Genomic DNA, 15063 nt, shown 5'->3' on the forward strand with positions numbered 1-15063 from the left:
AGTAAGACGTTAACGCGCCAGCGCGGCCGGCAGCTTGAAGGTGACGTTTTCCTCCGCCACCACGACTTCCTCAAGGGTCAGTTCATAGGCTTCGCGCAGCCGGGCGATCACCTCGTCCACCAGCACCTCCGGCGCGCTGGCCCCGGCGGTGATGCCGAGCACCCGCACGCCCTCGACCAGCCCGAGATCCAGCTCGCGGCCGCGCTGCACCATCACCGCGCGCGGGCAGCCAGCGCGCTCCGCCACCTCGCGCAGCCGCACCGAGTTGGAGGAGTTCGGCGCGCCGACCACCACCACCATCTCGGCCCGGCCGGCGATCGCCTTCACCGCCCCCTGCCGGTTGGTGGTGGCGTAGCAGATGCTCTCCTTGGCCGGGCCCACCATGTGCGGGAAGCGCCGGGTCAGGGCGGCGACGATCTCGGCCGTGTCGTCCAGCGACAGGGTGGTCTGGGTGGTATAGGCCAGCGGCCCCTCGGGCGGGATCACCGCCTCGGCCTCGGCCAGGTTGTCGACCAGGGTGACGCTGCCGGGCGGCAGCTGGCCCATGGTGCCGATCACCTCCGGATGGCCCTTGTGGCCGATCAGCAGGATGTGGCGCCCGGCCGCCGAGTGGCGCTCCGCCTCGCGATGCACCTTGCTGACCAGCGGGCAGGTGGCGTCCAGATAGACCATGTTGCGCCGCTGCGCCTCGGCCGGGACCGATTTCGGCACGCCATGCGCCGAGAACACCACCGGCGCGTCCTGCGGCACCTCGTCCAGCTCCTCGACGAAGATGGCGCCCTGCGCCTCCAGGCTCTGCACGACGAACTTGTTGTGCACGATCTCGTGCCGCACATAGACCGGGGCGCCGAAGCGCTTCAGCGATTCCTCGACGATCTTGATCGCCCGGTCCACCCCGGCGCAGAAGCCGCGCGGACCGGCGAGCAGGACATGCAGGGCGGGCTTGACGGTCATGGCAGCCTGTTCGATGGGGGCGTGGTGATTCATGGGCTCCGCCCGGCCTGTCCGGGGGTGGGGCTGCGACGGGGGGTGATGGACGGCCGTCCGGCCGTGCTATCGAGACCCGGCACTAAGGGGAAGAGTGGCAGCATGGTCAAGGCGCGGAACCTCCGGCTCGGCATGATGGCGGCGATGGGCGGGCTCACGCTGCTTGCCGGCTGCGGCGGCAGCGACCGGGGCAACCCGCTGCTCGACGCCATGGCGCCCTGCCCGCGGATCTCGATCATCGCCGACGCGGCGGACCTGACCCGCTTCCGCCCCGGCGGCGGGCGCGACCTGACGGCCATGGAACTCAATGCCTCGGTCTCCGGCTTCCAGGCGAAATGCGACTACGGCCGCAACGGCGGCCTGGACGTGACCGTCACGCCCAGCTTCCTGGTCGAGCGCGGCCCCGCCTTCCGCGGCAACACCGCCCAGATCACCTACATGGTGGCGGTGATGCAGGACGACCAGCCGGTGGCGCCGCCGACCACCTACGGCCTGCAGGTGGAATTCGCCCCCAACGTGTCCCGCGCCCGCAGCTCGGACGAGATCAGCATCCGCCTGCCGGGCAATGCCCAGGCGGCGGCGCGCCGGCAGGTCTGGCTGGGCTTCGTCCTGTCGCCGGATGAGCTGGCTTTGAACCGGGCGCGGGGGCCGCGTTAAGAGAAGGCAGATCAAGGCGAGGGGAATGAATTCCCCTCGACCCCTTCTTTTTTCTGATCACCGGCCGTTTGGGGACCCGCGCCTCTCCACAGGCGATACCAGGGCAGCACGGCGGGGCACCTTTTCATAAAATGGCACCAGCGGCGACGTCGCGCGACCGCTGAGTATCGCGTCCCGCCTGGCCGGGAGGCAGCGGCAGCCTGACAGAAAAAAGGGAATTCATTCCCCTGGCCTACCCTTCACTTGCTTTGCCCCTTTCCCTGGGGCAATGGGGAGCCCACCCGCAGATCCCACGCGGGAGAGCACAGCGCCTGGGGTTCGCCCCTGGTTTGGCTGTCGCCGAAGGCGCAACCGGCCCCCGGAAACGCTCAGGCAGAAGGGCCGCGTGGGTAGGGGTCTCTGGAAAGCCCGGCACCTGGAAGCAGGGACCGGCACCGACGGAGTAAGGCGCGCAACGCCCGCGCTGAATCTCTCAGGTCATCGGACAGAGGGGGGCCACGAACCCTGACCCGCTGCGCTCCGGCGCGGCGTTGGAGGCTGCGTGGCCGATTCCGCTGAGACCCTTCTCGAAACGCCGCTGGCGTCCCTGCATCGCGAACTGGGCGGCCGCATGGTGCCCTTCGCCGGCTATTCCATGCCGGTGCAGTACCCGGCCGGCATCATGGCCGAGCACCTGGCGACCCGCGCCGGCGCCGCGCTGTTCGACGTCTCCCACATGGGCCAGGCCGAGCTGGTCGGCGACGGCGCCGCCGCCGCGCTGGAGCAGCTGACCCCCGGCGACATCCAGATCCTGAAGCCGAACCGGCAGAAATACGGCCTGCTGATGACCGCCGAGGGCGGCATCCTGGACGATTTCATGGTCGCCAACCTGGGCGACCGGCTGTTCCTGGTGGTCAATGCCAGCCGCAAGCATGTCGACCTGCCGGCGATCGAGGCGGTGCTGCCCGCGGGCGTGAAGCTCAACCGGCTGGACGACCGCGCGCTGCTGGCCTTCCAGGGGCCGCAGGCGCTGGCCCTGCTGGCGCCGCTGGCCCCCGCGCTGGCCGCCCTGCCCTTCATGGGCGTGGCCGCGACGACGATCGAGGGCATCCCGGTGCTGGCCAGCCGCAGCGGCTATACCGGCGAGGACGGCGTCGAGATCAGCGTCGCCGCCGACCAGGCCGAGGCGCTGGCCCGCCTCCTGCTGGCGCTGCCCGGCGTGGTGCCGGCGGGTCTGGGCGCGCGCGATTCGCTGCGGCTCGAGGCCGGGCTTTGCCTTTACGGCAACGACATCGACGAGACGACCAGCCCGGTCGAGGCCGCGCTGACCTGGACCATCGGCAAGCGCCGCCGCACCGAGTGGAATTTCCTGGGCGCCGAGCGCGTCCGCGCCGAGCTGGATGGCGGGACGAAGCGCCTGCGCGTCGGCATCCTGCCGGAGGGCCGCCAGCCGGCCCGCGGCCATACCGAGATCGCCGTCGCCGGCACGAACGTTGGCGAGATCACCAGCGGCGGCTTCGGCCCCAGCCTGAACGGCCCCTGCGCCATGGGCTATGTGGCGCGCGAGCATGCCGCCGACGGCACCAAGCTGGACCTGATGGTGCGCGGCAAGGCGGTGCCCGCCCGCGTCGCCGCCACCCCCTTCATCCCTCACCGCTACGCCCGATAAGGATCTGCCCCCATGGCCGAGCTGAAATACACCAAGGATCACGAGTGGGTGCGGCTGGAGGGTGGCGTGGCCACCATCGGCATCACCGACCATGCGCAGACCGCGCTGGGCGATGTCGTCTTCGTCGACCTGCCCGAGGCCGGCCGTGACGTCACCGCCGGCGAGGCCTGCGCCGTGGTCGAGAGCGTCAAGGCGGCTTCCGACGTCTATGCGCCGATCGCCGGCAGCATCGTCGAGTCGAACCAGGCGCTGTCCGACGACCCGGCCCTGGTGAACAGCGCGCCGACCGCCGAGGGCTGGTTCTTCAAGATCAAGCCGGCCGACGAGGCCGAGATCGCGGCGCTGATGGACGAGGCCGCCTACCAGGCCTTCGTGGACAGCCAGGCATGAGCAGCGCGCTGGACGAACTCGCGGCGCTGGAGGACCACGGTGCCTTCGCCGCCCGCCATATCGGCCCGGGCGAGGCCGAGATCGCCGCCATGCTGAAGGTGGTCGGCGCCGCCAGCCTGGAGGAACTGTCCGAGAAGACGGTTCCCAAGGCGATCCGCGGCCAGGATTTCTCGACCCTGCCCGCGCCGGTGAACGAGGCGGAAGCCATCGCCGAACTGCGCGGCCTGGCCGAGCTGAACACCCGCCGGCGCTCGCTGATCGGCCTCGGCTACCACGGCACCCAGGTGCCGCCGGTGATCCTGCGCAACGTGCTGGAGAATCCGGGCTGGTACACGGCCTACACGCCCTACCAGGCCGAGATCGCGCAAGGCCGCCTGGAGGCCCTGGTCAATTTCCAGACCATGGTCACCGACCTGACCGGCCTGCCGATGGCCAATGCCAGCCTGCTGGACGAGGCCACCGCCGCGGCCGAGGCCATGGCGCTCGCGCTCGCCGCCAGCAAGGCGAAGTCGCAGACCCTGCTGGTCGCGGCCGATGTGCATCCGCAGACGCTGGCCGTCATCCAGACCCGCGCCGAGCCGCTTTCCCTGTCGGTCGTCGTCGTGCCGGTCGCCGGGATCGCCGCGGCCTGCGCGGAGAAGAAGCCCTTCGCGCTGGTGCTGCAGTATCCCGGCTCGACCGGCGAGATCCGCGACCTGACCGCCGAGATCGCCGCCGTGCAGGCCGCCGGTGGCCTGGCCATCGTCGCCGCCGACCCGCTGTCCCTGGTGCTGCTGACGCCGCCGGGCGAGATGGGCGCCGATGTCGTCATCGGCTCGTCGCAGCGCTTCGGCGTGCCGATGGGCTATGGCGGCCCGCATGCCGCCTTCATGGCGGTCAAGGACGCCTATAAGCGGCTGATGCCGGGCCGCCTGGTCGGCGTCTCGGTCGATGCCGCCGGCCGCCCGGCCATGCGCCTCGCCCTGCAGACGCGTGAGCAGCATATCCGCCGCGAGAAGGCGACCTCGAACATCTGCACCGCGCAGGTGCTGCTGGCGGTGATGGCCGGCATGTACGCGGTGTGGCACGGCCCCGAGGGCCTGACCCGCATCGCCCGCCGCGTCGCCCTGCAGGCGCGGCTGCTGGCCGATGCGGTGGCCAAGGCCGGCTTCACGCTGCGCCACGACGCCTTCTTCGACACGCTGGCGATCGAGGCCGGCACCCACGCCGACGCCCTGATGGCCGAGGCGCTGTCGAGCGGCTTCAACCTGCGCCGGATCGATGCGACGGGCGTCGGCATCGCCCTCGACGAGACCGTCTCCCGCACCGAGCTGGAGACGCTGGTGGCCATCCTGGCCAAGGTGGGCGGCAAGGCGGCGGCGCTGGCCGATCTGGCCCCGGCCGGCGGCATCCCCGGCGCGCTGGCGCGCAGCTCGGCCTTCCTGACGGCGGCGGTGTTCAACAGCCACCACGCCGAGCACGCCATGCTCCGCTACCTGAAGTCGCTGGAGGACAAGGACGTCGCGCTGAACCGCAGCATGATCCCGCTCGGGTCCTGCACGATGAAGCTGAACGCGACGGCCGAGATGATCCCGGTCACCTTCCCGGGCTTCTCCGACATCCATCCCTTCGCCCCCGTCGATCAGGCCGCCGGCTATATCGCCCTGGTCCGCCGGCTGGAGGGGTGGCTGGCCACCATCACCGGCTTCGCCGCCGTGTCGCTGCAGCCGAATGCCGGCAGCCAGGGCGAATATGCCGGGCTGCTGGCCATCCGCGCCTTCCACAAGGCGCGCGGCGAAGGCCAGCGCGACGTCTGCCTGATCCCCTCCTCGGCGCATGGCACCAACCCGGCCTCCGCCGTGATGGCCGGCATGCGCGTGGTGGTCGTCGGCTGCGACCGCGACGGCAATGTCGATCTGTCCGACCTCGAGGCCAAGATCGCGCAGCACGCCGAGAAGCTTTCGGCGCTGATGATCACCTACCCGTCCACGCATGGCGTGTTCGAGGAGGAGATCATCCGCATCTGCGACGCGGTGCATGCGGCCGGCGGCCAGGTCTACATGGACGGCGCCAACATGAACGCGCAGGTGGGCCTGACCGCACCGGGGCGGATCGGCGCCGATGTCTGCCACCTGAACCTGCACAAGACCTTCTGCATCCCGCATGGCGGCGGCGGTCCGGGCGTCGGCCCGATCGGCGTCGCGGCCCACCTGGCGCCGCACCTGCCGAACCACCCGCTGCTGGCCGAGGCCGGTCCGACGACGGGCTATGGCCCGGTCTCGGCGGCGCCCTTCGGCAGCGCCTCGATCCTGCCGATCTCCTACGCCTATATCCGGATGATGGGGCCCGAGGCGCTGACACGGGCCACCCAGGTCGCCATCCTCAATGCCAACTACATCGCCAAGCGGCTCGATGGGCACTTCCCGGTGCTCTACAAGGGCGCGCGCGGCATGGTGGCGCATGAATGCATCCTGGACTGCCGTGGCTTCCAGCAGGGCGGTGGTGTCCTCGTCGAGGACATCGCCAAGCGCCTGCAGGATTACGGCTTCCACGCGCCGACCATGTCCTGGCCGGTCAGCGGCACGCTGATGGTGGAGCCCACCGAAAGCGAGACCAAGGCCGAGCTGGACCGCTTCTGCGACGCCATGATCGCCATCCGCGCCGAGATCCGCGCGGTGGAGCAGGGCCGCAGCGACCGCGCCGACAACCCGCTGAAGAACGCGCCGCACACGGCGTCGGAAATCGCGGCGGCGGAGTGGACGCATCCCTACAGCCGCGAGGAGGCCGCCTTCCCGCTGCCCTTCGTCGCGGCCCACAAGTACTGGCCGCCGGTGAAGCGCGTCGACAACGTCTATGGCGACCGCAACCTGATCTGCACCTGCGCGCCGTTGGAAGAATACGCGCAGGCGGCGGAGTAGTCAGAACAGGGATAGGTCAGGGGAATGAATTCCCCCGCGCAAACGTAGACGTTTGCGCCCTTCTTTTCTCTGTCTGACTGCCGTGTCCATGTGGGGACGGCAGGCGCCACGGCCCATCAGCAGCGCGACCTTCGAGGTCGCGCTGTTTTTGTAGAGGCGTCCCGCCGTGATGCCGGCACGTCGTTGGTGGCGATGTGGCTGGGCGCCAGACGGCCAACAGACAGAAAAATCCAGGGGAATTCATTCCCCTGGCCTTCCCCTGTCTTTTCTATGCTGCCTTCTCTTCCCGCAACCGCTTCCGCAGAAACGCAAGAACGGCGGCTTCCTCCGGCTTCAGCTTCGGCAGATCGTCGCGCAGCACGGCGTCGACCTGCTGCTTCACCTGCACCAGCAGGCTGCCCTGCAGGTAGCTGTCCAGCACTTCCGGATGGACGTAGCATTTGCGGCAGATGGCGGGCGTGTTGCCCAGCCGGGTCGCCGCGTGCTCGATCGCCGCCTTGACGTTGCGCTTGGCGGCGGCGTCGCTGTCGAAGCGCTCGAACTCGCTCAGCGCCATGGCCGCCAGCACGGTGCCGGCCCAGGTGCGGAAATCCTTGGCGGTGATGTCGCGGCCGGTGATCTCGCGCAGGTAGTCGTTGACGTCGGCGGAATCGATGCTCTGCCGCTCGCCCTCCTCGTCCAGGTACTGGAACAGCGACTGGCCGGGCAGATCCTGGCAGGCGCGCACCACCTTGGCCACGCGCCGGTCGCGCAGCGCCAGCGTCCAGTCCTTGCCGCTCTTGCCGCGGAAGGCAAAGCGCAGCTCGGCGCCCTTGATGGCGACATGGCGGTTGCGCAGCGTCGTCAGCCCGTAGCTGCCATTGGCCTGGGCGTAATCCTCATTGCCGACGCGGATCAGCGTGCTGTCCAGCAGATGGGCAACGGTGGCCAGCACCTTCTGGCGGCCGAGGCCGGGCTGCTCCATGTCCTCGGCGATGCGGGCGCGCAGCTGCGGCAGGCAGCGGGCGAATTCCATGACGTGCTGGTATTTCGTGGTGTCCCGCGCGGCACGCCAGTCGGCGTGGTAGCGGTACTGCTTGCGCCCCTTCACGTCGCGGCCGGTGGCCTGGATATGGCCGTCGGCGCGCGGGCAGAGCCAGACCTCGGTCCAGGCCGGCGGCACCGCCAGCTTCTTCAGCCGCTCGATCGTCGCCTTGTCGCGGATCAGCCTGCCGTCCGGACCGCGGAAGCGCCAATCCTCGCCCTGGCGCTGGCGGGTGATGCCCGGCCCGGTGTCGGAGACGTAGCGCAGCCCGGCGGCGCGCGCCTCGCTCTGCGGGGTCGGTGGCGGCGGCGGGGCCTTGCGACGCGGCCGCGGCGTCTCGACCGTGGCGCTGCTCTGGTTCAGCATGGCAGCGGCATATCCTTGCCTTTTCCTCTGCCCTGCAACGCGCGGCGGCCCCTGCGGTTCCGCGCGCCCGCCCGCCCTGGAGCCTCCGATGCCCGATCCCGGCCTGACGATCCTGCCGCTGAACGACAGCCACCGCCCGGACTGGGAGCGGCTGTACCAGGGTTATGCCGAATTCTACCGCGTCGAGCAGACGCCGGAGATGCGCGCGCGGGTCTGGGGCTGGATCCAGGACCCGGCGCATGAGGTGAAGGGCTTCATCGCCCTCGACGGGTCGGGCCAGGCGGTCGGCATCACCCATTTCCGCCCCTTCGCCCGGCCGCTGGCGGCAAGCACCGGCGGCTTCCTCGACGACCTCTTCGTCGCTCCGGCGGCGCGCGGGCAGCGGGTGGCGGATGCGCTGATCGGCGCCGTCGCCGATATCGGCCGGCAGAAGGGCTGGAGCGTGATCCGCTGGATCACCGCCGAGAACAACTACCGCGGCCGCGCCGTCTATGACCGGGTGGCGGCGCTGACGCCCTGGAAGACCTACGACATCAAGCTCTGACCGCCGCGGGCGGGGAGAGGCTCAGGCGACGGTGGAGCAATGCGCCGCCACCACCTGCCAGCTCTCCTCGCCGGTCTGTTGCCAGACGCGGGTATAGGCGAAATGGCCGGCGACATGGGCGCCGCGGAAGCGGCCCTCCAGCTTGGCGCGCAGCGTCACCACCGCGGCTTCCGGGCCGAGCTCGCGAAGCTTGCGGTCGGCGATCTCCAGCCGGTCCAGCCGCAGCAGGCCGGAACGGTGCATGGCCAGGTCCTCGGCCTTGCCCTGGCTGCGGCCGTTCTGGTCGATGAAGACCAGCCCCTCGGCCAGCAGCGCCTCCAGGGTGGCGGCATCGCCCGCCTTCATCGCCGCGGCCAGACGGTCTTCCAGAGCCAGCACCGGGTGGTCGGTGGTCATCGCGGTGTCCTCGCCGGTCGCATCGACCAGAAGCCATGAAAAGAGCGGCATAACTGGTGCAGAAGCGGCCGCGCTGCAATGCTCTCCTCTCGGCAGGCGGAAGCCGCGGGCCCATCTGAAGCGGCATGCTGACCCGTCGCGCCACGCTGGTGGCCCCCCTGGCCCTGCCCTTTCTCGCGCCTCCCGCCGCCGCGGCGCCGCCCCGCCTGCTGCGCGAGGAATGGCACGACCCGGCCCGCGACCGCCGCCTGCCGGTGCTGCTGCGGCTGCCGGAGGCCCCCGGCCGGGCGCCGCTGCTGATCATCTCGCATGGGCTGGGCGGCTCGCGCGAGGGGCTGGGCTATCTCGGCCAGGCCCTGGCCGAGGCCGGCATTGTTTCCCTGCATCTCCAGCATCCGGGCACCGATGACAGCCTGTGGCGCGGCGTGCCGGACCGCCGCGCCAACCTGCTGGCGGCGGCGAGCGACGCCAACCGGGCGCTGGACCGGCTGCTGGATGTGCGCTTCGCCCTCGACACTCTTGCCACGACGCCGTCCCTGAAGGGCCGGGTGGACACCGGAAGGATCGGCATTGGCGGGCATTCCTATGGCGCCTGGCTGGTGCAGCACATGCTGGGCCAGCGGCTGCCCGGCGGCGATCGCGGCCTGGCCCTGCCGGATCCGCGGCTCTCGGCCGGCATCGCCTTCTCGCCGATGCCGCCCGAGGGGCTGCCGCCGCGCCTGGCCTTCGCCCGGGTCACCGCGCCGATGCTGCATGTCACCGGCAGCCAGGACCACAGCTGGCTGGGCGGCACCTCCGCCGCGGCGCGGCGCATTCCCTATGACGCCACCTCCGGCCCGGCGGCGCTGGCGGTGCTGGAGGGCGCGACCCATGCCGCCTTCGCCGGCGAGACCGGCGTCGGCGACCGCTGGGAGGATGCCACCTACCATCCACGCAGCGCGGGGCTTGCGGTGGCCTTCCTGCGCAGCCTATGGCTCGGCGATGCCGCGGCTGGCGCCTTCCTGCGCGCCGGCGCCCCCGGCCTGATCGCCGCGGGGGACCGGCTGGAGACCAGGGGCCTGGGGTGAATGCCGGACTATGCGTTGGAACTGGCGGCCGGCGGCCGCGTCGCCGGGGTGGACGAGGCCGGGCGTGGCCCGCTCGCCGGCCCGGTCATGGCGGCGGCCGTCCTCTTCCACGGCCCGCCGCCGGAGACGCTGGCGATCCTGCTGGACGACAGCAAGAAGCTCTCGGCGGCCCAGCGCGAGGCCGCCTTCGGCGTGCTGCGCGCCGCCGCCCGTGCCGGGGTGCTGGATTTCGCCGTCGCCGCCGCGAGTGCCGCCGAGATCGGCCGGCTGAACATCCTGCGCGCCACCCATCTGGCGATGTTCCGCGCGGTGACCCGGCTGCGCACCGCCCCCGACCTGGCGCTGGTCGACGGCAATGCGCCGCCGCTGCTGGCCTGCCCGGTGCGCTGCGTGGTGAAGGGGGATTCGCTCAGCCTGTCGATCGCCGCCGCCTCGATCCTGGCCAAGGTGACGCGCGACCGCGCCATGACGCGGCTTGACAGCCGCTGGCCGGGCTATGGCTTCGCCCGCCATGCCGGCTATCCCACGGCGCTGCACCGCGCCGCGCTGGAGCGGCTCGGCCCCTGCCCGCACCATCGCCGCGGCTTCGCCCCGGTCGACCAGCTTTGCCTGCTCTGAACAGGCGGTTTGCCGAAGGCAAGAGTCTCCCTGACCCGCCCTTCCCCTGAAAATGCGGGGGTAGGCTGTTGAAAACGGCGACTCGGCTTCCTTGACGGCGCGACTCCACCCCGCGCATTGTCCGCCTTCGAGTCGCCGGGGGATTTTGCGCGCGTGGGGAAGGGGCTGGATCTGCCGTTGGACTGCATCCTCGAGGGGGACTGCATCGAGATGCTGCGCGCGCTGCCGCCGGCCTCGGTGCATGCCATCTTCGCGGACCCGCCCTACAACCTGCAGCTCAAGGGCGAGCTGCGGCGGCCGGATGAGAGCGTGGTGGACGGCGTCGACGATGCCTGGGACCGCTTTTCCGACCTCGCCGCCTATGACGCCTTCACCCGCGCCTGGCTGACCGAGGCGCGCCGCGTGCTGCGCAAGGACGGCACCATCTGGGTGATCGGCTCCTACCACAACGTCTTCCGGCTCGGCGTCGCGCTGCAGGATCTGGACTTCTGGATCCTGAACGACGTGATCTGGCGCAAGGCCAATCCGATGCCGAATTTCCGCGGCCGGCGCTTCACCAATGCGCATGAGACGATGATCTGGGCCTCGCGCGGGCAGGACAGCCGCTACCGCTTCAACTACACCGCCATGAAGTCGCTGAACGACGACGTGCAGATGCGCAGCGACTGGTTCATCCCGCTCTGCACCGGCCATGAGCGGCTGCGCGACGCTGACGGCAAGAAGGTGCACCCCACCCAGAAGCCGGAGGCGCTGCTGCACCGGGTGATCCTGGCCTGCACCGCGCCGGGGGACGTGGTGCTCGATCCCTTCCTCGGCTCCGGCACCACGGCCGCCGTCGCCCGCCGCCTCGGCCGCCGCTGGATCGGCATCGAGCGCGACCCGACCTATGCGACCGCCGCCCGCGCCCGCATTGCCGCCGTCGAGCCGCTGTCGGAAAGCGCCTCCCTGGTGATGCCGACCAAGCGCGAGCAGCCGCGCATCCCCTTCGGCACCCTGGTCGAGCGCGGCCTGGTGCCGCCGGGCGCCCGCCTGGTCGACCGCCACCGCCGCTTCACCGCCGAGGTCGGCGCCGACGGCTCTCTTCGCTGTGGCAAGGCGCAGGGCTCGATCCACCAGGTCGGCGCCGCCGTGCAGGAGGCGCCCTCCTGCAATGGCTGGCTGTTCTGGCACCTGGAGCGGCGCGACGGCACGCTGCGCCTGCTCGACGAGCTGCGCAGCGAGATCGCCGCCTCGATGGGCGGCTGATCCCGCCGCTGCTCAGTGATCCCGGCCGCGGCCGGTCTTCGCCTGCAGCGCGTCGATCCGCTGCGAGGCCTCGGCCTTGGTCAGGTCGGGATTGAATTCTTCCCCGGCCTCCTCGCAGAGCGTCTGCAGGTAGCTGGCCTGGGCGCCGGTCATGGTCTCGTCGCCGGTGGTCCAGTTCTCGACCGGCTTGACGGTGTTGGACGGCGTCTCGTCGCTCATGGCAGTGGCCTCCGTTCTTGTCCTGTTCCATGACAAGAACCCCGCCGCAGGCCCGTGGTTGCGCCGGGCGCCCGCAGGCGCCCGGCATTCCGCTCAGCGCGACACGGCGCGCAGCGTGGCGAGCGCCAGCGCGGTCTTCACCAGCGTGCCCGGGATGAACAGCACGAAGCCGACCATCACCGCCTTCTCGAAGCCCACGAACTGCGCCAGCCAGGCGACGCCGGGGACGAAGAGCAGCAGGTGGGCGGCCAGCAGCACGCCACCCTGGCGCAGCAGCCCGCCGCGGGCGAAGCCGGCCAGCCAGGCGGCGGCCAGGAAGCCGAGCAGGAAGCCGGCGGTCGGGCCCATCAGCGCGGCCGGACCCGCGGCGCCACCGGCGAAGACCGGCAGGCCCATGGCGCCCTCGGCCAGATAGAGCGCGACGGCGGCGAGGCCGAGGCGCGAGCCGCCGAGGGCCCCGAGCAGCAGCACCACCAGGGTCTGCATGGTCGCCGGCACCGGCCACATCGGCAGGGTGATCTGCGCCGAGGCCGCCAGCGCGGCCGAGCCCAGCAGGGCGAAACCGGCGAAGGCCAGGCGGCTGCGGGCCGCGAGGGTGGAAAGCTGCATCATGCGGGGCGTCCGATTGCTCTTATTCGGCGCCGCCCAGGAGGGGCTGGCGCAGTGCCGGGCTTGCCACGGGGCCGCCCCGCTCGGCAAGTCCTTGGGAAAGCACCGGTTCCGCCAGCACCATCAGCCGCTGCATGGCCCCCGGCAGGGCCAGTGCCGCGGCCTCGGCGGTCAGCCATTCGCCCTCGGCGTTCAGGCCGGGCGGCGCCTCGGCGGCCAGCAGCGTCATGCGCAGCTCGAAATGGGTGAAGCTGTGCCGCGCCTCGCCGGGCAGCGCCCGCCAGGGCAGCAGGGCTGGCGCATGCTCCAGCGCCTCGGCGATCGGCCACGCCGCCTCGCGCCAGGGCGTGCCCGGCAGGCCCAGCATGCCGCCCAGCAGGCCGGAAGGCGGCCGCCGGCGCAGCAGGATTCGTCTCTCGGCATCGATCAGCAGGAAATGCACGCCGGTCTTCACCGGGCGGACCCGCTTGGCGGCCTTGCGCGGCAGCGTCTCGGCGATGCCGGCGCGCTGCCCGGCGCAGTCGCGCTGCCAGGGGCAGAGGGCGCAGGCCGGCTTGCGCGGGGTGCAGATCGTGGCACCCAGGTCGAACAGCGCCTGGACGAAATCGGCCGGCCGCGCCACGGCCTCCGCCTGCGCCATCCAGCCCTGCGCCAACGCCGCCAGTCGGGGACGCGCGCCGGGCAGCGGCTCCTCCACTGCCTCGACCCGGCTGGTCACCCGCTCCACATTGCCGTCCAGCGGCACCACCGGCCGGTCGAAGGCGATGGCGCCGACCGCGGCCGCCGTATAGGCGCCGATGCCCGGCAGGGCGCGCAGCCCCTCCACCGTGTCCGGGAAGCCGCCGCGCGCGGCCACCGCCTGGGCGCAGGCATGCAGGTTGCGGGCGCGGGCGTAATAGCCCAGGCCCGCCCATTCCTCGGCCACCTCCGCCCAGGGCGCGGCGGCCAGGGCCTGAATCGAGGGGAAGCGCTCCAGGAAGCGGCGCCAGCGCGGCGCGACGGTGGCGACCGTCGTCTGCTGCAGCATGACTTCGGAGAGCCAGATGCGGTAGGGATCGCGCACCGCTTCCCGCCAGGGCAGGGCGCGGCGGTGGCGGTCGTACCATTCGAGCAGGGCAGAGGCAGGGGGCAGCACGCATGCAGGAAGAGGACGAAGCGGCCGGCCGCGCAAGCCCCCCCGCGCAGAATCCTGCCACCCCGCCCCCGGCCCCGCCGGTCTGGCGCGCCGATCTCGGCCCGCGCCCGATCGCCGCGCTGATGCCGCGCGTCACCCGCCCCGCCTTCAAGAAGCGCAGCCCCGCCGGCGCCAACCTGATGGCCGACTGGCCGCAGATCGTCGGTCCCGTGCTGGCCGCCCAGACCATCCCGCAGAAACTCTCGGCCGGGACGCTGACGCTCGGCTGCGCCGGGCCGGTGGCGATGGAGCTGCAATACCTGGCGCCGCAGCTGATCGCCAAGGTGAACGGCGCGCTCGGCCAGGCGCTGGTGCAGCGGCTGCGCATCGTCCAGGCGAAGATGCCGCCGCCCGTTCGCAAGATCCCCAAGCCGACGCCGGTCGCCCTGCCCGCCCCGATCGACGCCAAGATCGCCGATGTCGCCGACCCCGAGCTGCGCGCCGCCCTGGCGCGGCTGGCGCAGGGCGTGTTCCGCCCGAAGCGCTGATGCCGGCCCTGTCGCTGCAGGAACAGGCCTATCGCGCCATCCGCGGCCGCATCGTCACCTGCCGCTTCGCGCCCGGCAGCAGCCTGGTCGAGGCCCAGGTGGCCGAGGCCCTGGGCTTCGGCCGCACCCCCGTCCGACAGGCCTTCGACCGGCTGCGCCAGGAAGGGCTGGTGGTGATCCACCCGCGCAAGCGCGTCGAGGTGCGCGGCATCGACCCGGCCGAGCTGCTGGACATCATCGAGGCGCGGCTGATCAACGAGGGCCACGCCGCCCGCCTGGCCGCCGCCCGCGCCACACCGGCCGAGATCGCCGCGCTGGAAGACAATGTCCTGCGCGCCGGCAGCGCCACCGCGGTCGAGGAGACCGAGCGGCTGATGCTGCTGGAACAGGAATTCCACGGCCTGATCGCCGGCGCCGCCGGCAACGCGGTGCTGGCCGAGATCCTGCGCAACCTGCGCGACCGGGCGATCCGCTTCTGGTTCATCGCCGCCGGGCAGAGCGGCCACCGCCAGGCGGTCGTCGCCCAGCACGCCGCCATCGCGGCGGCGATCGCCCGCCGCGACGGCGAGGCCGCCGAGGCGGCGATGCGGGGGCATATCGGGGATCTTCGGGCGAGCGTCCTGCAGCAAGGACCGTAGAAGGCCAGGGGAAGGAATTCCCCTGGACCCCATCTTTTTTCTGTTCTGCTGGCCGTTGGGCGGGCAGTGCTGCCGACCGGCCGTTTCACCTGCTGT

At 71.6% G+C, this 15063-nt stretch carries 16 protein-coding genes and 2 riboswitches; of the genes, 10 read left to right on the top strand and 6 right to left on the bottom strand.

The window, feature by feature from the left end; genetic code table 11:
• Positions 1-9: 9 nt before the first annotated feature.
• Positions 10-987: a 4-hydroxy-3-methylbut-2-enyl diphosphate reductase gene (ispH, locus tag WFI16_RS20000; protein WP_442970712.1), complete on the bottom strand. Its 978-nt coding sequence runs from the start codon at positions 985-987 to the stop codon at positions 10-12.
• 102 nt (positions 988-1089) lie between these two features.
• On the opposite strand from ispH, the gene WFI16_RS20005 reads away from it, so the two are divergent.
• The 4 genes from WFI16_RS20005 to gcvP all read left to right on the top strand — a co-directional run bounded on the left by WFI16_RS20005 (position 1090) and on the right by gcvP (position 6579).
• A complete protein-coding gene (locus WFI16_RS20005; protein WP_419899625.1) occupies positions 1090-1644 on the top strand; it encodes a hypothetical protein in 555 nt (184 codons plus the stop codon).
• A 285-nt stretch (positions 1645-1929) separates the two neighbouring features.
• Positions 1930-2038: riboswitch (glycine riboswitch) on the top strand.
• Positions 2039-2041: 3 nt separating this feature from the next.
• Positions 2042-2134, top strand: a riboswitch (glycine riboswitch).
• Between the two features lie 51 nt (positions 2135-2185).
• Entirely contained in the window at positions 2186-3292 is a 1107-nt protein-coding gene (gcvT, locus tag WFI16_RS20010) for a glycine cleavage system aminomethyltransferase GcvT (RefSeq protein WP_419899626.1), read from the top strand.
• A gap of 12 nt (positions 3293-3304) precedes the next feature.
• Positions 3305-3682 (top strand): glycine cleavage system protein GcvH, encoded by a 378-nt coding sequence (gcvH, locus tag WFI16_RS20015; protein WP_419899627.1) that lies wholly within the window; start codon positions 3305-3307, stop codon positions 3680-3682.
• Positions 3679-6579 carry an aminomethyl-transferring glycine dehydrogenase gene (gene gcvP, locus WFI16_RS20020; protein WP_419899628.1) on the top strand — a complete coding sequence of 967 codons (2901 nt, stop codon included), beginning with the start codon at positions 3679-3681 and terminating at the stop codon, positions 6577-6579. Before gcvH ends, gcvP begins: the two co-directional genes overlap by 4 nt.
• Positions 6580-6847: 268 nt before the next feature.
• On the opposite strand, the gene WFI16_RS20025 is transcribed toward gcvP, so the two are convergent.
• Positions 6848-7969, bottom strand: coding sequence for a DNA topoisomerase IB (locus WFI16_RS20025; protein WP_419899629.1), 1122 nt, complete (start codon positions 7967-7969; stop codon positions 6848-6850).
• An 88-nt stretch (positions 7970-8057) separates the two neighbouring features.
• Between WFI16_RS20025 and WFI16_RS20030 the strand changes: the two genes are divergently transcribed.
• Positions 8058-8513: a GNAT family N-acetyltransferase gene (locus WFI16_RS20030; protein WP_419899630.1), complete on the top strand. Its 456-nt coding sequence runs from the start codon at positions 8058-8060 to the stop codon at positions 8511-8513.
• A 21-nt stretch (positions 8514-8534) separates the two neighbouring features.
• On the opposite strand, the gene WFI16_RS20035 is transcribed toward WFI16_RS20030, so the two are convergent.
• Complete coding sequence (locus tag WFI16_RS20035; RefSeq protein WP_419899631.1) at positions 8535-8909, bottom strand: nuclear transport factor 2 family protein; 375 nt, start codon at positions 8907-8909, stop codon at positions 8535-8537.
• A gap of 125 nt (positions 8910-9034) precedes the next feature.
• On the opposite strand from WFI16_RS20035, the gene WFI16_RS20040 reads away from it, so the two are divergent.
• The 3 genes from WFI16_RS20040 to WFI16_RS20050 all read left to right on the top strand — a co-directional run bounded on the left by WFI16_RS20040 (position 9035) and on the right by WFI16_RS20050 (position 11839).
• Positions 9035-9976, top strand: coding sequence for an alpha/beta hydrolase family protein (locus tag WFI16_RS20040; RefSeq protein WP_419899632.1), 942 nt, complete (start codon positions 9035-9037; stop codon positions 9974-9976).
• Entirely contained in the window at positions 9977-10594 is a 618-nt protein-coding gene (locus tag WFI16_RS20045) for a ribonuclease HII (protein WP_419899633.1), read from the top strand.
• 210 nt (positions 10595-10804) lie between these two features.
• Positions 10805-11839, top strand: coding sequence for a site-specific DNA-methyltransferase (locus WFI16_RS20050; protein WP_419899872.1), 1035 nt, complete (start codon positions 10805-10807; stop codon positions 11837-11839).
• A 12-nt stretch (positions 11840-11851) separates the two neighbouring features.
• On the opposite strand, the gene WFI16_RS20055 is transcribed toward WFI16_RS20050, so the two are convergent.
• From WFI16_RS20055 to WFI16_RS20065, 3 genes are all read right to left on the bottom strand, one after another.
• Positions 11852-12058: a DUF3072 domain-containing protein gene (locus WFI16_RS20055; RefSeq protein WP_419899634.1), complete on the bottom strand. Its 207-nt coding sequence runs from the start codon at positions 12056-12058 to the stop codon at positions 11852-11854.
• Between the two features lie 93 nt (positions 12059-12151).
• Positions 12152-12670, bottom strand: coding sequence for a biotin transporter BioY (locus WFI16_RS20060; RefSeq protein WP_419899635.1), 519 nt, complete (start codon positions 12668-12670; stop codon positions 12152-12154).
• Between the two features lie 19 nt (positions 12671-12689).
• Positions 12690-13802, bottom strand: a complete 1113-nt coding sequence (locus WFI16_RS20065) for an A/G-specific adenine glycosylase (protein ID WP_419899636.1) — start codon at positions 13800-13802, stop codon at positions 12690-12692.
• A gap of 2 nt (positions 13803-13804) precedes the next feature.
• Here WFI16_RS20065 and WFI16_RS20070 point away from each other — a divergent pair, with 2 nt between their 5' ends.
• On the top strand, positions 13805-14329 hold the full coding sequence (locus WFI16_RS20070) for a DUF721 domain-containing protein (RefSeq protein ID WP_442970713.1): 525 nt from the start codon (positions 13805-13807) through the stop codon (positions 14327-14329).
• The gene (locus tag WFI16_RS20075) at positions 14329-14967 is read left to right on the top strand and encodes a GntR family transcriptional regulator (protein WP_419899637.1); all 639 of its coding nucleotides are present in this window, start codon (positions 14329-14331) and stop codon (positions 14965-14967) included. The genes WFI16_RS20070 and WFI16_RS20075 overlap by 1 nt, the downstream gene beginning before the upstream one ends.
• Positions 14968-15063 lie beyond the last annotated feature (96 nt).

Origin of the sequence: Roseomonas sp. USHLN139 (assembly GCF_037145735.1) — a bacterium.
GTDB lineage: Bacteria > Pseudomonadota > Alphaproteobacteria > Acetobacterales > Acetobacteraceae > Pseudoroseomonas.